This window comes from Blastopirellula sp. SH421, assembly GCF_057808535.1.
The window spans coordinates 897,272-917,298 of sequence record NZ_CM173712.1 but is presented as its reverse complement, the minus strand read 5'-3'; the positions used below and the strand labels follow the sequence as shown (position 1 = coordinate 917,298).

20 protein-coding genes are annotated in these 20,027 nt (G+C 56.1%); 7 read left to right on the top strand and 13 right to left on the bottom strand.

All coding sequences use genetic code 11. From position 1 onward, the window contains the following. Positions 1–16 precede the first annotated feature (16 nt). Genes SH421x_RS03735 through SH421x_RS03720 form a run of 4 tightly spaced genes read right to left on the bottom strand, consistent with a single transcriptional unit; the run spans position 17 to position 2,511 of the window. Complete coding sequence (locus SH421x_RS03735; RefSeq protein ID WP_488854054.1) at positions 17–1,129, bottom strand: vWA domain-containing protein; 1,113 nt, start codon at positions 1,127–1,129, stop codon at positions 17–19. 8 nt (positions 1,130–1,137) lie between these two features. After that, complete coding sequence (locus SH421x_RS03730) at positions 1,138–1,677, bottom strand: TadE/TadG family type IV pilus assembly protein (RefSeq protein ID WP_488854053.1); 540 nt, start codon at positions 1,675–1,677, stop codon at positions 1,138–1,140. Between the two features lie 8 nt (positions 1,678–1,685). After that, positions 1,686–2,075 carry a TadE family protein gene (locus tag SH421x_RS03725; protein ID WP_488854052.1) on the bottom strand — a complete coding sequence of 130 codons (390 nt, stop codon included), beginning with the start codon at positions 2,073–2,075 and terminating at the stop codon, positions 1,686–1,688. Positions 2,076–2,088: 13 nt separating this feature from the next. After that, the gene (locus SH421x_RS03720) at positions 2,089–2,511 is read right to left on the bottom strand and encodes a hypothetical protein (protein ID WP_488854051.1); all 423 of its coding nucleotides are present in this window, start codon (positions 2,509–2,511) and stop codon (positions 2,089–2,091) included. Between the two features lie 225 nt (positions 2,512–2,736). Here SH421x_RS03720 and SH421x_RS03715 point away from each other — a divergent pair, with 225 nt between their 5' ends. The 3 genes from SH421x_RS03715 (at position 2,737) to SH421x_RS03705 (ending at position 5,702) form a co-directional block, all read left to right on the top strand. Beyond that, positions 2,737–3,942, top strand: a complete 1,206-nt coding sequence (locus SH421x_RS03715; protein WP_488854050.1) for a hypothetical protein — start codon at positions 2,737–2,739, stop codon at positions 3,940–3,942. 72 nt (positions 3,943–4,014) lie between these two features. Further along, entirely contained in the window at positions 4,015–5,121 is a 1,107-nt protein-coding gene (locus SH421x_RS03710; RefSeq protein WP_488854049.1) for a pyridoxal phosphate-dependent aminotransferase, read from the top strand. 71 nt (positions 5,122–5,192) lie between these two features. Next, positions 5,193–5,702 carry a hypothetical protein gene (locus tag SH421x_RS03705; RefSeq protein ID WP_488854048.1) on the top strand — a complete coding sequence of 170 codons (510 nt, stop codon included), beginning with the start codon at positions 5,193–5,195 and terminating at the stop codon, positions 5,700–5,702. Between the two features lie 27 nt (positions 5,703–5,729). Here SH421x_RS03705 and SH421x_RS03700 read toward each other — a convergent pair whose 3' ends face one another. Both SH421x_RS03700 and SH421x_RS03695 read right to left on the bottom strand, forming a co-directional pair. Beyond that, on the bottom strand, positions 5,730–6,383 hold the full coding sequence (locus SH421x_RS03700) for a hypothetical protein (RefSeq protein ID WP_488854047.1): 654 nt from the start codon (positions 6,381–6,383) through the stop codon (positions 5,730–5,732). 201 nt (positions 6,384–6,584) lie between these two features. Next, positions 6,585–7,277, bottom strand: a complete 693-nt coding sequence (locus SH421x_RS03695; RefSeq protein ID WP_488854046.1) for a hypothetical protein — start codon at positions 7,275–7,277, stop codon at positions 6,585–6,587. A gap of 449 nt (positions 7,278–7,726) precedes the next feature. Here SH421x_RS03695 and SH421x_RS03690 point away from each other — a divergent pair, with 449 nt between their 5' ends. Both SH421x_RS03690 and SH421x_RS03685 read left to right on the top strand, forming a co-directional pair. Then, positions 7,727–9,337 carry a transglutaminase-like domain-containing protein gene (locus SH421x_RS03690; RefSeq protein WP_488854045.1) on the top strand — a complete coding sequence of 537 codons (1,611 nt, stop codon included), beginning with the start codon at positions 7,727–7,729 and terminating at the stop codon, positions 9,335–9,337. Between the two features lie 93 nt (positions 9,338–9,430). Beyond that, the gene (locus SH421x_RS03685; RefSeq protein ID WP_488854044.1) at positions 9,431–10,243 is read left to right on the top strand and encodes an RING finger protein; all 813 of its coding nucleotides are present in this window, start codon (positions 9,431–9,433) and stop codon (positions 10,241–10,243) included. On the opposite strand, the gene SH421x_RS03680 is transcribed toward SH421x_RS03685, so the two are convergent. Further along, complete coding sequence (locus SH421x_RS03680; protein WP_488854043.1) at positions 10,233–10,676, bottom strand: bis(5'-nucleosyl)-tetraphosphatase; 444 nt, start codon at positions 10,674–10,676, stop codon at positions 10,233–10,235. The genes SH421x_RS03685 and SH421x_RS03680 overlap by 11 nt on opposite strands. Further along, positions 10,676–11,731, bottom strand: a complete 1,056-nt coding sequence (locus SH421x_RS03675; RefSeq protein ID WP_488854042.1) for a TolB family protein — start codon at positions 11,729–11,731, stop codon at positions 10,676–10,678. Before SH421x_RS03675 ends, SH421x_RS03680 begins: the two co-directional genes overlap by 1 nt. A gap of 91 nt (positions 11,732–11,822) precedes the next feature. Here SH421x_RS03675 and SH421x_RS03670 point away from each other — a divergent pair, with 91 nt between their 5' ends. Then, on the top strand, positions 11,823–12,401 hold the full coding sequence (locus SH421x_RS03670; RefSeq protein ID WP_488854041.1) for a cob(I)yrinic acid a,c-diamide adenosyltransferase: 579 nt from the start codon (positions 11,823–11,825) through the stop codon (positions 12,399–12,401). 94 nt (positions 12,402–12,495) lie between these two features. On the opposite strand, the gene SH421x_RS03665 is transcribed toward SH421x_RS03670, so the two are convergent. From SH421x_RS03665 to mnmG, 5 genes are all read right to left on the bottom strand, one after another. Beyond that, positions 12,496–13,239 carry a hypothetical protein gene (locus SH421x_RS03665; RefSeq protein ID WP_488854040.1) on the bottom strand — a complete coding sequence of 248 codons (744 nt, stop codon included), beginning with the start codon at positions 13,237–13,239 and terminating at the stop codon, positions 12,496–12,498. 248 nt (positions 13,240–13,487) lie between these two features. Then, a complete protein-coding gene (locus SH421x_RS03660) occupies positions 13,488–15,104 on the bottom strand; it encodes a Na+/H+ antiporter NhaC family protein (protein ID WP_488854039.1) in 1,617 nt (538 codons plus the stop codon). Continuing rightward, positions 15,104–15,943, bottom strand: coding sequence for a sensor histidine kinase (locus SH421x_RS03655; RefSeq protein ID WP_488854038.1), 840 nt, complete (start codon positions 15,941–15,943; stop codon positions 15,104–15,106). Before SH421x_RS03655 ends, SH421x_RS03660 begins: the two co-directional genes overlap by 1 nt. 112 nt (positions 15,944–16,055) lie before the next feature. After that, positions 16,056–16,637: a response regulator gene (locus SH421x_RS03650; protein WP_488854037.1), complete on the bottom strand. Its 582-nt coding sequence runs from the start codon at positions 16,635–16,637 to the stop codon at positions 16,056–16,058. A 566-nt stretch (positions 16,638–17,203) separates the two neighbouring features. Then, on the bottom strand, positions 17,204–19,036 hold the full coding sequence (mnmG, locus tag SH421x_RS03645; protein ID WP_488854036.1) for a tRNA uridine-5-carboxymethylaminomethyl(34) synthesis enzyme MnmG: 1,833 nt from the start codon (positions 19,034–19,036) through the stop codon (positions 17,204–17,206). Here mnmG and SH421x_RS03640 point away from each other — a divergent pair. After that, positions 19,023–20,015: a phosphorylase family protein gene (locus SH421x_RS03640; RefSeq protein ID WP_488854035.1), complete on the top strand. Its 993-nt coding sequence runs from the start codon at positions 19,023–19,025 to the stop codon at positions 20,013–20,015. The two genes, mnmG and SH421x_RS03640, sit on opposite strands and share 14 nt — an antisense overlap. The last annotated feature ends 12 nt before the right edge of the window (positions 20,016–20,027 follow it).

Here is a 20,027-nt window from a genome sequence, read left to right as displayed (position 1 = left end):
AAACGGCGAAAGAGCTTTAGTACGTCAACAACGTTGGCGCGTTACGAGCAATCTCGCGAAAAATCTCCTCTAGTTCATCTCCGCCCGGCGCGTGCCAGTGTTGGCCGCCGCCGATCCTCGCAACCTCTCTCATCAAGTATTGATTCGCATCGTTACTGTAAGTGATCGTATGGACGACAATGTCGTCATCTGCCGCATCGTAAGCGGCGGTTGTTGGGCTGGTGCCGTAGTTATGGTTTCCGTCGGTCATCACCACCATCGTTTTTGAAGCGTAAGGTCGGGCATACCGTTTGTTTTGCAACGTCTCAATTCCATCCTGCATCCCAGCAGTGATATTCGTCGAACCATCAGGATATTTTTTAGAGTATCTGTCGATCACCTGAGAGATCTTGTTGTACTGATCAGTCAGTTGCTGATTGATCGTCGCGCTGCTGTTGTAGGTAGAAAGCGAAACCAACTCCAACTGCGGCGTCGACTCCAGTTCGTTTAGAAAACCATCCACCGAAGTGACCAGCGCCCACCAGCGTGCAGTCGCTGGCACCGGGTCGTTACTTCTCCAGCCCGATTCATAATTCGATCGGTTAATCCGAAACGTCATTGATCCCGAACGATCGACAACCAACGCAATATCGCGATCAATTTGTGAAGCTGTCGCATTGGCGACCGGCTGAAATATTTCGTGTCCAAAAATCGCCGCCAAATACAATCGCACTGCTCCATCCGGCGAGGCTTGCGTACGGCGACCTGTCACGTTTACCGAGTTAAGCAGCTTACCTCCGCTGGAAAACTCAAAGCGGCCTTCGTCATTGGTGCGGACCGACAATCCAATCTGCACGTCGCTATCCGCCAATGTCAAAGTGTTGCCGGCGACATTGTTTTTGGCGGCATAGGTGATCGCTGAAGCGTGCGCCAGTGCGGAGTCTTGCTCAAGACTCAAAGTCCGTGCACCGGCTCTAGCGGCTGAGTCAGTAGCAATTCGCAGTTCGGTACGCGTCAGCTGCATGTACGCGACGTCAACGCAAAACGCAGCCATCCATAAGATGACCGGCAGCAGGATCGCGATCAGGATCAACACGGCTCCGCGGCGACGTGGATTGCGGCGTTTTTTTTGCTGGAGCAATTTTGACATCGTGATCACTATTCGGGGTTATAGCGTTCGGTGGCCAAATGCGACTTGGCTTCGATCGCCGAATTGCTAAAGTACTTCGGCACAACCCAGCTGTTGCCGGTGATCGGCACGCGGACGGTTACCGTAATAAACTTAGTCTCTGGCGCAAGCACCGAGGGATTCACATCCACTTCAACGTTTCGAGCGCCGACCGTCGCCAACAACTGCGTCGCTTTCGCTTTGGCTTCAGACGCCGTTGCGCCCGGCACCATCGCATACCGAGCAGCCTCGTAAGCGGCGTTGTCCGCCGTATGACGAATCATCGTCAAACGTCCAAACTCCATGCAGGCGAGTATGAACATAAACAGAATCGGGGCGGCGAAGGCAAATTCAATAATTGCGGCGCCGCTACGTTGCGTCAGGCGAGCTCGCTTGGTTGTCTGAATCTTGCGTCCTTCGGTTGGCTGCAATTTCCGGCAGCCCGATTCACTGCCCAAGCAGCTACGCAGGCCTTGTCGGCAGCGTTCGGCCAAGCGGCAAAGGACAAATGATTGGCTAGTGTGCGACATATAACCTCTCAATACTCCTTCATCATCGTGACTGAGGAGGTAATTGTAGGAGGCGAAAACATCCAACCTCGCAGCGTCGAGTTACGCGCGACAGGGATCGTGATCGAGATCGTCACATCGCTGCCAACTTTGGCTTTCGGGAAGTTGGACGGGTCAATGGCAGCGCCTTGGATGTTGCGATCAGCCAATATCGTCGAAGCGGCAGTTGTCGCAGCCGCCGTTGTGGCGTTTGGTTGCAACGCAGCGCGACATCCTTCGTAGGCGGCGATTGCGACCGATTGTTTCAAAAACATCATTTCTGCGCCTTGAATCGCGGCCATCAAAATCAGGACCACCACCGGTAGGCAGATCCCTAATTCGGCGACGGCCATCCCGCGACGTGATCGATGTTGCAACATTCTCCGCATCGTTCTATTTCTCCTGCGGCGTGTTGTGGTCACGCATGCGATCGAACAAACGATTTAAATCGTTCGCAAATTCTTTCCAGTAGTCTTTGTCCCGCAGATGAAACGGCGCCGGGACTTCCCCTTCGACCGCCTCGCTGACGACGCTGCGAAACCGGACGATCGGTCCGACAAAGCGGTGACTAAATCGAATCAGGTCGTAGGCGAAAATCGGTAGCAAACAAAACGCCGCTAGAATGAACGGCCCTTGGTTTTGCCAAACGTTCGCCAAATGGGTTCCGAGTGGTTCGAGCGGGTTCGACAGCACCTGAACGGAGAAGGCGATTAGCAGCCCCACCAGAAAGAAGGCGATCCAGTAAAACAGCATCCGTAGGACGATTCCCCCTTGGACTGAGGGATCGACGTATCGGACTCCGCGACGTTGGTTCATAGAATTTCTCACGATAAAATCGAGCGCGCAAGTCATGCGCTAGACCAGCAAACGTAGGTCGCGGCGAATGACAATCCGCCCCAACGCCAATTTTCTAGCCAAGATTCCCGCAGATTTTTCTTTCCTGCGATCCGCATAGGTGCTGCAATCAGCATTTCCGTTACTGATTTCCAGGGCTGATTCCGTTGACCTAGAGAGACCGATCAGGGTAGAGTTCCCGTCACAATGAGCGACAAACTCGACATTTTGAACTTCCACTGTCCCGGCCAGACCGCCCCGATCGACCGGGCGACCCACTTATCTCGCTTAGCTCAGTTCTATCCTGGGTGCCGAAACTGTCCTCAGCGAGCCGATCAGGCCGGACTGCCGCAGCGAATCGTAGAAGCCTGGAACCTGCTTCCCCCCCAGCCGCCGCTCGAACAGCGGTTTCATCACGAGGGGCTAACGGCCGACTTGTCCGACGGCTTCACCACGGACGATGCACAGCGTGTCGCCTCGGCGTTTGTCCGCAGCCAACAGACTACGATCACCGCTCCGCTGCTGCTGGGGATGGCCCAGTCGGCGGCGATTGATCAAGCCGAAGCGATCATCGCAACCTGGAGACGCGCCGGAATCGCCGTCGAATTACTGAACGACGCGACTGCCGCGCTGGTCGCTTGGACCATCGACCAGCGAAACCTCGCAGGCGGAATCTTGCTCAGCACGCCATCCGGGGATTTGCGACAGCTCGAACTCTCACTGTTCGGTCCCCACGGAGCGCCGATCGCGGGCGACGGCCTCGCGAAGATCCAGCGCCGGCTGCAGCCGTGCGACCGGCTTCCCCCGGCTCGTCGTCAGGGTACGCTCACCGAGATCGAGATGTCGTCTCCCTATCTCCAACAATTTGCTCCGTTTCATCGGGCGCTGCGTCCGTTACGCCTGGTTGTGCAATCTCCGGCCCGTGGTTCGGTGAACTTGTTGCGTGAGTTGATTGCGCGTTCGGTTTGTGAACTCTTGGTGATTCCCAGCGGGGGAGATCCCAACGCTCGGCTGGCCGCCGCTATTGGGCAGCATCAGGCCGATTTCGGCGTCTGGATTGACGGCAGCGGCGAAACCATCGAGGTCTTTGAAGAACGGGGCTATCCGGTCCTGCAACCGCAATTGACCAGACTGCTGATCCAGGAAGCGGCGTATTGGGAAACTGGACCGCTGCGCATCGCTTGCGGAGCACCGCTTGAACTGCCGACCGGCGCAATCCAGGTACGCTGCTCGGCCGGTCGCGGCGAAATGGCCGCGGCGATTCGGATGCACCAGTGCCAGCTGGGGATCGAATCCAACGGTCGCTATTGGTGGCGAAATCAATTGCCAGCGGCGGACGGATTGGGGGTCGTGACCCTACTATTAACCAGCCTTAACCGCAGCAATCGCAGCTTGTCGAGCCTGTTGATCTAAGTCATACTGCGGGTCGCTGTTTGTTTCTTTCGCCGGCGCCGCAAAGCGGCTTCTTTTTTTGCTTGATGCCCCATGACTCACCCTTGGATCGCCGATCGTACCGCCGCTTTTGACTCCAGCGGCATTCGCAAAGTTTTTGATCTTGCGGCAAAGATGACCGACCCGATCAATCTATCGATTGGGCAGCCTGACTTCGACGTTCCGGAAGAGGTCAAAGAGTCCGCGATTGCTGCGATTCGAGCAGGAAAAAATGGCTATGCGTTAACCCAAGGGATGCCGGTCCTGCGCGACAAGCTGCAAGCGTCGATCGAAGCCGAGTTCGGCCACAGTGATCGCACAACATTCATCTGCTCTGGCACCAGCGGCGGTTTGGTGCTGTCGATGTTGGCCTTGGTCAATCCCGGTGACGAAGTGATCATCTTTGATCCTTACTTTGTCATGTACGAATCTTTGGTGAAGCTGGTTGGCGGCGTGCCGGTGGTCATCAACACCTATCCCGACTTTCGCATCGATCTCGAGAAAGTTCGCGCCGCGATCACACCCCAGACCAAGCTAATCCTGCTCAATAGCCCGGCCAATCCAACCGGCGTCGTCGCAAGCGAAGCCGAAGTCAAAGGGCTAGCCCAGCTGGCGGCCGAAAAGAACATCGCGTTGATCTCTGACGAGATCTATCGCACGTTCACCTACGGCGACTTCGTGTCGCCTGCCAAATACAACGCTCAAACTATTGTGATTGATGGATTCTCAAAAAGTTACGGCATGACCGGCTGGCGGGTTGGCTATGTGCATGGCCCGGCGGCGGTGATCGAGACCATGATCAAACTTCAACAATATACGTTTGTCTGCGCACCGCAGCCGGCGCAGTGGGCCAGCGCAGCGGCCCTGGATGTCGACATGAGTGAGCACGTCGCCGCGTACGCACGCAAACGAGACCTAATGCTGGCCGGGATCGGCGACCTGTACGAAGTTTCTCAACCAGACGGCGCCTTCTATATTTTTCCCAAAGCGCCCTGGGGAACAGGCAGCGAGTTTGTCGCCAAAGCGATTGAGAACAATCTGTTGATTATCCCCGGCAAGATTTTCAGCAAGCAAGATACGCACTTTCGAATTTCCTACGCAGCACCCGACGCGACGCTCCAACGTGGGGTCGATACGCTGCGTAAACTGGCGAAAGGTTAATTCGATTCGCCTATCCAGCTCGATATCGCTACACTAGAAGGACGAACTGTTTCTTCGACGGAGCGATCCGAATGAGTCTTGAGCTACGCTTACTGTCGCGACACTGGAGTTGCGCAGCGATGGAGCGAATCGATGCAACTACGGGTCTATCCGTAATCGAGCGCCCCCATCTACCGATGACGCCTGCCGAACAAGCAGCGGTCAAAACATTGCTGGATGAAGCGGCTGGCCAGCCAATTGAACAAGCCCAGGGAATCGTTCGCCTGAGTGATGGCGGCGATTTTCAAGTCTCCTGCGGTGGTCAACCCTCAGGGTTTATCGAAGAATTCACCCTCCGTGTCGAGCATGATCTGACGCCTCATCTGCTTGGCTTTCTGATCTGCCTACTGGATGCCGGCAACTTGATTTTGCGTACGCCAGGCGATGGCGCGGCGATCAGTTTGAATGAAGCGAATTTTGAAGACGCACCAGCAGAGATGCAGCCCCGTGCGATTTGCCATAGCCCAGAAGAGCTAAAAGTGCTGCTGCAAAACGGCGTCTCTTCGCAGGACTTGCTCTCGGATCGCGAGATTCGACTGTAAACGGCCTGACCCGTTGAAGGCGTTCAGCTACTCGACCGGAGGCAATCGCAACGGCATGCGTTCTTGCGGCGGAGCGCCACAGGCAGCCAAGCGAGCACGAATATCATGAAGTAGACGCTGCTCTAGCTCCAGATCTCGTCCGATCGGAATCCAGCCGAGCGTGACCGTATCTTGCTTGATGCCGCTATCTTCACGCCGGATCGTCCCATCATGTCGCAGCAAATCGAGATCGCCAAGATCGTTGCGCTGGCCACGCATGTCTTCCAGCTCTTTGCGAACTTCGACCTCGATCAAAAAGCCCCCCTGCTCTGGCAAGACCCGGACCAAGACGATGCGGCGAATCGTTTGCAAAGTGCTTTCTAGCTTCTCGTAGCCGCGCGTCGAGTCGGTGCGCCAGGGTTCGAGCAAGGTCGATCCAATCGCAGGGTAAGTCTCCAAGCGTCCTTCGGTTAGTTGCCCGGCGATGACGCGAACGCGCTGCTCGTCTTTGATTTTAAAATTATCGTCGATCGAATCGACAATTTGCTCCCACAACACCTCGTAGTCGCCAAACTGCACAAAGGTCGGATTCTCCACAATCGTCGCCGCCGGCTTCCCGGCGCCAAACCAAGCAGGTAACCGCAGCGCATGGCACCCCACGGCGATTGTCAGAATCAGAGAGAATATTGCGAGTCGCACCACGCCGTATGCGCCCTTTTGGGAAGTTTAGCCAGTTGCACAGTAGGCCCCGAGAGATCCGCGGGGCGGAGAAGTGTCGCGAAAAGCGCCGGCGGCGACAAGAGCAGCTTCACCCGGTGCTAGCATAAAAAAGCTTTCGGCGGCGGCCGAAAGCTAAAACCTGAGCAACTGTGGGTCGAAGGTTGTGGGTCTGCGAGCTGCGTACTAACAGTAGTGTCCGTCCATGCCGAGACGCATTTTCAGCTCTTCAAACTGTTGTTGATACTTTTCGCTGGAAGAGTGAACGTGTTCTGCTTCGGTGATGAAGCGAATTTCGTCGCTATTGCGGACGCAGCGATCGTCTAGGATCTCCGCAAACGAATTCAGCTCATTCCCGTACACAATCAATAGTTTGTGTTCATCAAACTGAACTTCCAACGGAATGTTCGGATTGAGGACCGCGATTCCCGTGCAGCCGTCATTCAGCAGCAGGTCTTCGTATTCCCACAAAATGCTTTTCAGCACCGGCATATCGATATGTTCACGATACAAATCAACATGCCCTACGTCATCGCGCGTGTGACTCGTTTCGAGTACGACATCCACTTCGCTGCCGAGTGGCTCGAGCAAGTCCATAAAGACTTCGAACAACATCGACTTGGTGGCTGCCGCCATCAGCACCGGCACGCTGGCACGGGTCTCTTCGTCGTGATAGACGTCGCGACGATAGCCTTGGCTCGGCACGACTTTCAGGTCGTACGAAGGGCGCACCGCATCTGTCAGTTCAAAACTGTTATAGCGATTGACGCCCAGGTGGGCTTCGATCTGCTCTTCCGACAAATGCTCAAAGCTATTGCCGGTCGGAGCTGTGGCGCCGTCGTGAAAGACGTTTTTGAAAAATCGTTTTAAGAAGCCCATGTTGACCTCTACCGCCTCTTCCGGTGATGTCGAGAAGTGAAACGCCGTTGTTTCAAATCCACGAAATCTGGTTGATAGGAAAAACTTAGAGCGACCGTTGTTAGCTTGCCCGTGAAATCAATGAACTCGAAGCTGGATTTGTAATAACCGCATCCAACAATCCGAGTGATCGCGCTATTCGACAACGAGCTGGCCTCCCAGCAATCGACTAATTAGTAATCAGTCGCCAACTGCAAAAGGGAACGTTTCCGATGTCGTATCTGTAGAGATCATAGCACCGTGAATGGAACCTACTTGAGCCTTCTTACGAACAATTTGAAAAAGATCGACGTCAATTGGCTGACTCCAGCGATGCGGTGAAGTTTTCCTACAACCAAGTTGTTGAAGTGCCTCAACTCGTAGTTTGATATACTGCCGGATGTCCCGTTTGTAACGAAGGAGCCGCCTTGGTGAGTACGATCCTACGCCCCACGCAACTGGTAATGGTTGTTCTGCTGATAACGTTTCTAACGATCGGCTGCACGACAGAAGTCGCTCAGTCAGATCGAGTCCCTAAGCTCGAACGAAATCAGCTCCAACAACCCCCAAAAAAGCAGCCTGCTTTCCTAGCCGAAGACCAGGCATCCGAAACTATTGAAGAGCATTGGTCAGCGATCATTCAACAAGGACGCAAGATCGGCGATTCGCACGAAGTCGTCCGTCGCGTTCAGCAAGCCGGCCGAGAGCTGATCGAGACCATCTCAACCGAGAAAATTGCGCTGCGACGCCAGGATCAGACAATCGAAATGAAGGTCGTTAATCGCTTCCTGGAAACTCCCGACGGCGGACTTGTCGCTTACGAAACCACGATCGAACAAGGAGACAGTCGCTCTGCATTCGCCGGCGAGGTCTCTGCAGAAGGGACGCAACTGACCATCACAACCACCACCGCAGGACGCAGCATTGTTGCGCCGTCGATCCCTTGGAAACCAGAGTGGGGCGGCGTCTACGCTGCGTCGCAGTTGTTGCAAAATCCGCCGATCCAGCCCGGCCAAACCCGGGAAACAACGGCTCTGGTTCCCACCATCAATCAGGCGTGTCAAATCCGATATGTCGCCGGCAACCTGGAGCCGGTCAAGTTGCTGGACGGTAGCGAAGTCGAGCTGCTGCGCGTCACCAATGCGATCTCCCTGCGAGACATGACCGTGCTAGAGATCCCATTGTGGGTCGATCTCGATGGCAACACGGTTAAGATGGCGCCGCCGGGCCCCGATATGGTGATCTATCGCTGTACGCAAGCATTCGCCGAGTCACCGATCGAAGCGATTCAATTTGATCTCGCCGCCGAAACGATTGTGCCAATGCCGCAGCCGCTGGTCGGCGTCCATACCGACAAAACGTCAGCGGATTATTTAATCACGCTGCAGAAAAACATCTCCCCTACTCTCTTTCCCAGCAGCGGCGGCCAATGGACCAGCGACCTCACCGAGACGACGCTCCATCTGCACCGGATCGCCGTTCGCCCTGAGACCAAATTACCGCCGCAACTTGCCCAGCCAACTCCACCGACCGACACCGACCTTGCGGCCAGCAGTCTGGTGCAAGTCGACGATCCGCTTGTGCAACAAATGGCCGCACTAGCCAAGACGCCGCAAAGCGAAACCTGGAAGCTGGCGGTTGAGCTGGAAGGACTTGTCAACCGCTCGATCCAACAGAAAGACTTCTCTCAGGCATTTGCATCCGCCGCCGATGTCGCTCGGTCGAAAACAGGCGACTGCACCGAACATGCGGTCTTGCTGATCGCTTTGCTTCGCGCCCACAAGATTCCGGCTCGTGCGGCGGTCGGTCTGGTGTATTACGACGGCAAGTCGGGCCGCGGCTTCGCCTATCACATGTGGACCGAGGCCTGGATCGATGGTCGCTGGATTCCGCTTGACGCAACCTTGGGCCGCGGAGGGATCGGAGTCGGACATATCAAAATTGCCGATTCTGACCTAGCCGGAGGAGGCGCACTGGCCGCATTTTTACCGGTGACGCAAGTCATTGGCAACATTGAGATTAAGCAGCTAAGCATCGAATAGTGACCAAATTTCGCCAAGAGGAGGTCGTCGCGAACGAATTACTTCTAGCGGCGATGATCGTGCTGCCTCGACCATACGAAGGAGCGAAATTCAATGACGATCTTCATTCTGATTTTGATCACGATTTGCCTGGCGATCGCAGTCGCCTGGTGGTCTGGTCTCCGTTTTCGCGCTGACCCGATCCAAGCGATGCGAGCCGTCGCCCAAGCATACGACGGGAAGTTCACCCAAACCAAAAACCCCGCTCAAACGGCGGTCTCTTTTGACCTACATGGTCAGCAAGCGATGCTGCGAATCAAGCCGCCGGTCGGATACGCTGGACAATCTTTGACCGAGTTTCGCACCACCTGGCCCGAGCCGCGTCTGCGTCTGCAGATTCAGCCGCGCAAGACGTTGCGGCCCGACTTCTTTTATGACGAGTCGCCGACCATCGAGTCAGGCGACGCACACTTTGACGCTAACTATCGGCTCTACGCCGAACAACCAGAGACGGCTCGCAATCTAATTGCCGCGGGGCTCTTCTCGGCGCTGGATGAACTGAACCAAATGACTCGGCCAGGCTCCGCCTACATCGAGATCCATGACGGCTTTTTGTTTGTGACGCTCGAGAAGACGTTCGGCTCTAGCGAGCAGTTGGAAGTTCTGGTCGCCAGGTGCTGTGAGATTCGGATCCCCTCCACGACCATCACCGCTAGCGACAACCAAGCGAAGTCCGCCGCGACTTCGCCAGTATCCGACGCACTGCGAACGATTTGTAACGCCTGTGGTGACATCGTAAAAGAAGATGGGGTGGCGTGTACCGACTGCGGCGCGATCTATCACCGCCGCTGCTGGGACCCCAAAGTTGGCTGCGTTCTTTACTCGTGCGAAGGAACCCAAGCGAGCGAAGCGGCGCTTACTTCTTGAGGTGCTGTGCAACCGCCGCTAACAGTGGATCAATCGTCTGCTGCTGGATTGCATGCGGCGGATTCCAGGGAAACCACTCAGCGCCTTGATGCTCGGTCAATTTCAACTTAACTTCTTTGGTCAACGTCGCCAGAAAATAGACGGCAGTTTTGAGCGCGGTGACACCGTCCATTCGCTTTTTGTAATGCACCACGTACTGCAATGTGAAGCGAAAGTCAGAGTCGACCGTGATCTCATTGGACTGAATGCCAGTCTCTTCTTCCAACTCACGCAATGCGCAGGTCATCTCATCCTCGCCAGGGTCGACATGCCCTTTGGGCAAGTCCCAGCGATCCTTGTGCCGCATTAGCAGAAACGACTTGATTGGATCGCCTTGCACGATCAAAAAGCCGCAAGCCTTGGTTTCTGGCAGATCGGCATGGGAATCCTGCATTACGGTTGATCTTCCTGCGGCAGCGTGAAATCGGCGATAAACAACTGGCTGCTATGATCGTCGGTTCGCGTGCTGGTCCACATCAGTTGTTTTCCATCCGGCGAAAAAACCGGCAATACGTCGGCCGCATCCGAATCGGTGATTCGCCAAATCTTGCCTGGCTTGATCCCGTCGGCCGTTTCTTCATACTTCATCAGCCACAGGTCATAGTTGGGACGTCCCGGCTTGGAATGATCGGCGCCGGCCCAAATTATGTACGGCTGAGTCGGATGCCAATAAGGAGCCCAGTTCACGCCGACATTGTCGGTCAGCAACGTCTCGTGCTGACCATCCATACCGATCGCATACAACTGGAGGAAGCCTTCTTCTTTGCGATCACTGCGAAAGACAACCCACTTGCCGTTGGGCGAAATGAATGGCCCGCCATCGTAGCGGACGGCGTCGGTCAATTGCTTCACGTTGGATCCGTCGGCATCCATGATGTAGATATCAGGGTCGCCGTCGCGATCGCTGCAAAACGCGATCTGCGTTCCCGCTTTGTTGTAGGCGCCTTCGGCGTCATAACCTTTTTCGGTCGTCAGCGGAGTTAGCTCGCCGGTCTTCAAATCTTTGACGAAGATGTCGGTGTAGGGATCAAAGTCCCACGAGTAGCGGCGCCGCGCCCCTGATTTGCGATCTGCTTCCTGCTGAGCGATTTCGGCCTGCTCGGTCTCCGTCATCATCGGATCGAGATGGCTGCTGGCGAACATGATTTGCTTTCCGTCGGGCGAAAAGTAAGCGCAAGTCGTTCGCCCTCGGCCGGTGCTAATCAGCGTCGGCTCGCCCCCGGTCAGAGGCTGCGTGTAAATCTGGTAGAATGGGTACTGCGGCGGGACGGCTTGATAAACAATCGTCTTGCCGTCAGGCGAAAAATAGCCTTCGCCTGCTTTGACCATGCCGCTGGTTACCTGGCGAACATTCGTCAGGAAATGGCCTTCGATCGAAGCCGGCTCTGCAGCTTGGCCGCAGGATATCATCGATAGGGCCAATACCAAACTTCCGCTGATCCAACGCATATTGCTAACCTCGCAGGGGTCAAGTCGCGTACTGTGGGTCGATAAACCAATTCTTTTATTATAGTAGCCCGGCAGGCCGGGATTCGATGCCATGAAGATTTATACGAAAACCGGCGATGCCGGAGAAACGGGGCTCTATCGCGGGGGTCGCGTCCGCAAAGATGATAGCCGAATTGTCGCGATCGGCGATGTGGACGAGCTTAACGCATTGCTGGGCCTCGTGCTGTCGATGGCCGCGTCGCCCGAAATTGCCGAGCCGATTGGACTGATCCAAAACGATTTGTTTGCTTTAGGCGCACAGCTTGCATCGCCCGACCCAGCGGCGGCCGGCACAGCGCTTCTTACGGACGAAAACATCACACGGCTTGAGCAGACGATCGATCTGGCCGAATCGCATCTTACGCCGCTGACCTCTTTCATTTTGCCTGGCGGTTCGACACTGGGCGCCCATCTGCATCAGGCCCGAGCTGTCTGTCGCCGCGCCGAACGTCATCTCGTAACGCTCTACAACGGTCAATTCGACACGGCCGCGCATGTGGCGCTGCGCTATGTCAATCGACTGGCCGACTTGCTGTTTGTGCTGGCTCGCTGGGCGAATCAGTTAAGCGGGCACCATGAAACAGAATGGCATCCCGCCGTAGCTGCTCCCGAGCTTCCTAGCAATTCTTAGCCACCGACAAACCGCTGCACCAAGAAATGATCGAAGCCGATGGACCGGAGAAATCCATCGGCTTCGCCCTCCTGGGAACTGGGGGAATGTTGCGTTACGGCAGCATGTAGCGAAAGAAGTTTCTCACCGGCTGATTGTCAACGTAAACCCGGGGCTGGCCGTACAACCCCTGGCCAACGCTAAAATCAGCAGGAATACCGGCAACCGGTAGCATCGGTCGGTAAGTTGTATTGAATCGTACCGGCGGAGGCGAAACCACCGTTGGACCAGTCACGATCGGCGACTGCGTCACAATGGGGGATTGAGTCGTAATGATCGGAGCAGGCGCCGAATAGGTGACCGGCGCGACGCTGGGCGCCGGCGAATAGCAAACCGCGGGGCGAACGCCAGAGGTGGATGGCGCCGGAGCCGAGTAAGCCGGGGCTGAGTAAGTTGTCGACGGCAGCGGCGCGGCATAGCTAGTCGACGGAGCTTGCGAGACTACCCGCGGCGGCAGATAGTTGGGCGGAGCTTGTTGATTTTGCGGGTTGGGTGCGAGAGATGGAGCATAGTCGGCTGCATCGGCGTTACCCGTGGATGACTGGCTGGTCGAGAAAACCGTTCGCTGGACTTCGCTAGGGGCCGAGTTGGACGTTTGCAGCGGTCCTTGTTCGTACCACGGCGCCGCCGTCGAACCGAGCGAAGTTCCGACCGGTTTGGCTGTCACAATGTTCTGGGCGATCGGCTGCACATATTGCGGGGCCACCTGATGAAAACGATCAGGCCGCGACGCCTGAGCGTTTGCGATCGCGGGGATCATGACAGCGGCAGAAAGTGCAAGCAATATCGAGCGTCGCATTTTGGTTCTCCGTGGCGAAGGCCTTTTCAGATTTCATTGTCGGCAGAAACATAGTGCAACGTTCATGCCGACGGTCAAGCAACTCTTGTTGCTATCTAGATACGCGGCAAACATCATCGCCGCGGTTAATCACCGATAAAGGCAACGCCGCGTTAGGGTTGTCCACGCTATCGCCCAGAGCTAGCGATCCGTGAAAAAAATTTATCCCACGTAAAGTTGGTCACTTGCAACGATGATGACGCGCGTAACTATTTCAAACTTGCACTTCTGCCAAGGAAATAAACGACCATGACGAGCGCTGCGCCGCCAACCAAATGGCAGATCCAAACCGACGCCCCCAACGCAACCGGCAAAGTCCCGCACAAGATGCTAGCCCCACCGACCGTCAAAGCGTACGGCATCTGGGTATTCACATGGGCGATGTGATTGCACCCGCAGGATTGCGACGACAGGATGGTCGTGTCAGAGAGCGGCGAACAATGATCGCCAAAGATAGCGCCAGCTAGCACGGTGCCGACCACCGCCGACAACAGCGGCGAGGTCTCTAGCGTAAGCCCTGCGTCAATCATCAAGTCATAAGTCAAGGGAATCGCCAGCGGCAAGATAATCGCCATGGTCCCCCAACTTGTTCCGGTCGAGAAAGCCATCGCTGCAGCCAAAGCAAAGGTCACGGTCGGCAGCAGCCACAGCGGAATCGAACCGCTGGTAAGCTCTGCGAGATAGGTCCCTGTACCTAGTCCCGGCACATTTGGATCGCTGCTGGTGGTTGTCGCCAACGCGCCTGAGAACCACAAGATCGCCAGCGCCGGCGTCATCGCCCAAGCCCCCTTCAGCATTCCCCAACCCATCGTCCTCAGAGGAACAATTCGCTGCGGTATCACCATCAGCAGCGCCAGCGAGATGCCGGCCAACGCCCCCAACACCAGCGAGTCGTAAGAAGCCGCGTTTCCAAAAATATTGATCAGCGTTGGCTCTAGCGGCGGATTCATGGCATTGACCGCCTGCAAACCAGAAGCGTACAGCCAATAAGAGACGACGGCGACCGTGGTCAAAATCGGCAAAGCGGCGTTCAGCCAATGGCTGGTGACGTCTGCAATATTGGTGGGCACGTCAAACAAAGGATCGCGTTCCGCTTCATCATTCAGACTCTTCCGTTCGGCGGTCAGCATCGGACCAAAGTCTCGTTCTAAACTGGCGATCAAAAACACAAATAAGAGGGCCCAGATTGGATAAAAGCGATAAGGCATACTCGCTAAAAAGAGCTCAATTCCACTCATTTGCACGGCGTTCGGCAAGCTGTCAATGCCGCTGATGATGTACTGAATTTCAACTGCGACCCACGTCGAAACCAGCGCCATGCCTGCGACCGGAGCAGCCGTCGAATCGATCAAAAACGCCAGCTTCTCGCGAGAGATTTTTAAGCGGTCGGCCAAGGGACGCGTGGTCCCCCCTAGCAGCAGCATGTTGGCGTAGTCGTCAAAAAAGATCGCCAGACCAAGCAGCGAGATTAAGACTTGTCCGCGGCGGCGCGAACTAGCCCAGGGCAAAACCCGTTCGACCAATCCTCGCATGCCGCCTGTCACGGTGATCAATCCGACCATCGCTCCCATCGACAGCGTAAAGCAAAAGGCCTTCAGCTTGCTAAAGTCCTTGTCGGCAAAATTGGGGGTCTTAAAGTCGTAGAGGTTGGCCAATAGATAGTCGACGAAAAATGTATGCACCGCGGCCAGCGGCTGACCCTGATTGTAGAGCAGCGCACCGATCGCGACCCCGATCAATAACGAGAGCAGAATCCGCCGAGTCGTTAGCGCCAAGACAATCGCCGTCAGCGGTGGAAGCAAGCTGACCCAACCGAAATGTTCCATCAATCCGCTTTCTCATGACCATCGGCCGACAAAGTCCAAGGGATTTGCAGACAAAGCTGCGCCCCCTGCTTGTCGTAATTTTGGAAAGTTACCGTGCCATGATGGGATTGGGCGATTGTCCAGCATTTGGTCAGACCGAAGCCGAGGCCACGGCCTGCTTCGCGCCCCGAATAAAAGGGGTCGAATGCTTGACTGCGAACTTCGGCCGGGGCGCCGGGTCCAGTGTCAGCGATCGTGATTGCGCAGTACTCGCTTTGGGCCGTGACGCTGACGATGATTTCTCCGTCATGACCGACCGCTTCTAAACTATTTTGAATCGCCGCAGCGACAGCTGCCGAGATCTGAACTCGATCGGCGACTAGCGTGAGCGCAGCCGGCACGTGACAGCAAATCGCCGTCGACTGCTTTTGGGCAGCTGCGGCCAAAGAGCCCAGCACCTCGTCGACCGCCGCGACCACGTCAAACGGCGCTACCTGCGGGGCGGCAGGTCGCGCAAACAGCATTAGGTCGGCGATCATCGCGTGCCCGCGCATCGCCTGAGCGTAGATGGTCGCCAACTGACGTCGCCGCTCGGGGTCGGCTTCGTGCAGTAGCAGCGACTGAGCGCGGCTGGCGATATTGGCCAGCGGGTTGTTGATTTCGTGGCTCGCGCCATACGCGAGCTGCTTGACGGCAGCCAATTTGGCGTCGCGAAACAGGGTAGACCAAGCGGCAGCCAGCGTGGCGTTCTCCTGCAATTGCTGCGAGACTTGCAATCGCAAATCAGGCGATAGCTCGGCTAGGACGGCTTCGAGCAAACGGCCGACTAACGGATCATCATCGCAGGCGAATTGCAACATCGTGCTGCCAAATCATCGTATTAACAAAAACGCGTATGCCGAGTTGAAACTCGGCATACGCGCGAAGAATTTGGTCATCGGCCCGGTAAAGCATGGGCTTTGGACAGTTGCGTTACAAGGAAGTAACCGACTCTAGATCCAACATGCCGCAAGCGCGATCGAGCAAAGCTTCGACCGAGAACGGCTTTTGGATAAAATCGTTGGCGCCGGCATCTTTGAGGTCCGCGACCTTGTCTTGCTCAACCATGCCGCTGATGCAAAGGATTTTGACATCCTCCATCGTGCGGTCTCCCCGAACTCGCTGGCAAACTTCTTTGCCGTTGATATCAGGCAGCATAATGTCGAGCACGACAATGTCAGGGTGGAACTCTTTGACCAGCATTCCGGCGTCAAAACCATTATTGGCGGTTTTAATGTCGAAACGACCGTCCCGTTCAAAAGCGTCAACCATCAATTCGACCAGATCTTGGTCATCGTCGACGATCAGCACTTTGCGTTTACCGCTTTCCAACGCGTCAGTTGGAATGCCGTTTTCTCTCATAAAACTGAAAAGTTGATCACGCGGGATACGGCGGAAACGACTGCCGGGAACGCGGAATCCTTTCAATTGGCCCGAATCAAAGCATCGAATGATGGTTTGTTGGCTGACTTTGCAAATTTTGGCTGCTTCGCCAGTCGTAAAAACAGTCTTCATCAGATAACACCCTCTCCCTAGCCACAGCCGGTACGGTACCGAAGAGACCTCCCGCCCAGTGTGTATGAGCTTGTGATGCAGCTCCGTCGTCCGTGTAAATCGAGCTGGAAGCTCGCTGATCGCTTTGTTCTTTGAAAGGTGTGTATTCGCCACACCCTTCAGGTTTCGTTTATTTCCGCTGACCATCCGGTTGTACCGAAACTACCGAATTTGCCAACTGACGGAATTATATCGTTCCAAAACAACGCGTCAAGATTGATCTTTGAATCGCAAGCTCTTGCCTTTTAACGACTTGCGAGACGGCTTCAGAATTCGTCCCAAACTTTCTGCCAGCGACTGCTCGTCAGACGACCAGCAATGACAGCGCTAGCACGCATCCGTCTAGAGTGCCATTTTTAGGCTGTAAATCCTGTCGTCCGCGTAAGTTTCGTCGATCAGGAGGTTAGGGCGAAACAGATCCGATGGCGTGGGAAAAGCAGGCCCGGCAAGTGGCGCTTTCCCTGCCGTATAAAGGAACCACCGCAAGCCAAGAAAGTTAGAAATCGCGCTTGGACCACCGCTGGAAGCTACGCCGCCGGCATCCGGCCATCTAAATAAACCAGCAGCAAAGCGATGTCCGCCGGGGTGATGCCGCTGATCCGTTCGGCCTGCGCCAGCGTGCCGGGGCGATGCTTGGCCAGCTTCTCCCTGGCCTCGGCTCGCATTTGCGACAGCGCAGCATAGTTAAACGTATCGGGAATGCGCTTGCCTGCCAGCCGCTTTTGCCGCGCGACCTCGGTTTGCTGCCGGACAACATATCCGGCGTATTTAATGTCATAGGTCACTTGCTCGGCGACTGTCGAGCTGAACTGGGCAAGTTGCGGTTCGGCGGCGACCATCATTTCCCAGGTCGCCTCGGGACGCTTTAGGTACTTCTCAAGCGGGGCCCCTTCAATGCGTCCTTTGTCCAACAGCTTTCGGGCCAATTGAATGTCGGCTTCTTTTTGCTCCAGTCGCTGCCAGCGTGCGGTCTCGATCAGCCCGCACTCTTGCGCCAGCGGCGTCAACCGACGATCGGCGTTGTCTTGGCGGAGCATCAAACGGAACTCGGCGCGGCTGGTAAACATGCGATACGGCTCGTCCACGCCGCAGGTCACCAGATCGTCAATCAGCACGCCGATATAGGCTTGATCGCGCGACAGGATCAGCGGCGGCTTGTTTGCCGCGGCCAATGCGGCGTTGGCCCCAGCGATCAAACCTTGCGCGGCAGCTTCTTCGTAGCCGGTGGTGCCGTTGATCTGACCGGCGAAATAAAGTCCGTCCACATCCTTGGTTTCCAGCGTCGGCCGCAACTGGTCAGGCGAGCAATAGTCGTACTCTACCGCGTAGCCGTAACGCATGATTTCGGCCTTCTCTAGGCCGGAAATCAGTTTCAGCATTCCGTCTTGAACATCGCGCGGCAGACTGGTCGAGATGCCGTTGACGTACACTTCGCGCGTTTGTCGACCCTCTGGCTCTAGAAACAGTTGATGCTGCGTCTTTTCACTGAAGCGAACGACTTTGTCTTCGATCGAAGGGCAATAGCGAGGGCCGCTCCCTTGAATCTGTCCAGAGTACATCGGCGCCCGTTGCAAATTGGCCCGGATCAACGCATGGACCGCTTCGTTGGTGTGCGTGATGTGACACGGCATCTGCTCGAGCGACAGATTGTCAGTCAAATACGAGAACGGCTGCGGATCGTCATCACCAGGCTGAACCTCGACGGCCGCATAGTCAATCGTATTTGCGTTCAACCGTGCCGGCGTGCCCGTCTTAAAACGCTCGACCCGGAAGTTAAGTCGTTTTAGCGCCTGACTGATGCCGGACGAGGTACCTTCTCCACCGCGACCGCCAGGCGTTTTCGCTTCACCGGTATGCATAATCGCTGACAGAAACGTCCCGGTCGTCAGCACCACGCGCGAAGCACGATAGATCACGCCGCCGTGGACCAAAACGCCGGTCACCTGCTGGCGACCGTTGATTTCTTCGGTCAGCAAGTCCGCAACGATCTCTTGCCGCAGCGAGAGATTCGGCTGGTCTTCGACCATCAGCTTGACCAGATTTTGATACGCTTTCTTATCGGCCTGCGCCCTGGGGCCATGCATCGCCGGGCCTTTGCGGCGATTGAGCAGCCGAAACTGGATGCCGGTCTGGTCAATCGCGCGTCCCATGGCGCCCCCCAGCGCGTCGACTTCGCGGACAATTTGTCCTTTGGCGACGCCGCCGATCGCCGGATTACAGCTCATCTGGGCGACGGTATCCAGATTGGTCGTCAGCAGCGCCGTTTTGGCTCCCAAACGGGCTGCGGCAAGCGCCGCTTCGGTCCCCGCATGTCCGGCGCCGATGATCAAAACGTCGTAGTGATAGATGATTTCGGTCATCGTTGCCCAGTTTACGATAGGTCGCAGCCGCGAAACGGGTTATTTTAGCTGGAGAGAGCGTGCCGCAACAGGTTCGCCTTGGTGCGGTTTCACCGCGTCCTCTGACTCTGTCTTTCAAGCGAACGAGAATTACATGCTGTTGCGGTGGTTGGTCGGCAATTGGATTCAAACCCAGGGACGCGGCCTGATTCAAGAGAAATTAAAGGCCCGCGTCGCCGGAGAGGGAGAACCGATCCATACCCCCGAGACGATCACTGTCGCCTGCTTTTTCGCGTTGGGGATCGAATCTGGCGGGCTCTACGACCTGCTGGAGACGCCCGAGACGATCCAACATGACGGTTTTGTCGAGCATCTCGGCCTGCTCGACGGCCGCCTGATCGCATTGGTTGAAACCGGGGTCGGGAGCAAAAAGGCGCGGCAAACGACCGAAAATTACATCGCACTGCGAAAGCCCCAGTGGATTGTCTCCAGCGGGTTTGCTGGCGGATTAGCCGACTCGGTAAAAAAGGGCCAAATCGTCATGGCCAATTCGGTGCTACGAGCCGAACGGGACGAACTATTGATTCCGTTCTCCATGACCGAAGAACAAGCAGCCAGCCAACCGGGCCTGCACATCGGACGTTTGTTGACGGTCGACAAGATCATCCGTACCCCCAACCAAAAGCGTGAATTGGGAACAGCGCATGCGGCGATCGCCGTCGATATGGAGACCTACGCCATTGCCGCCGCCTGCGCCGAACTTAAGACCCGCTTCCTGTCGGTTCGGGTTATTACCGACGCGGTCGATGACGAGCTACCTAAGAACCTAGAGCGACTTGTCGAACAGACCAGCACCGCCAAAATGATCGGCGCTGCCGCAGCGGCTATCATCAACCGCCCTTCTAGCGTGCAAGATATGTGGCGCCTGCGCGAAACCGCGATGAAGGCGAGCGACCGGTTATCACGGTTCCTTCAGGGGGCCGTGCAACAACTGAGGTAGGGTTTATGGCTT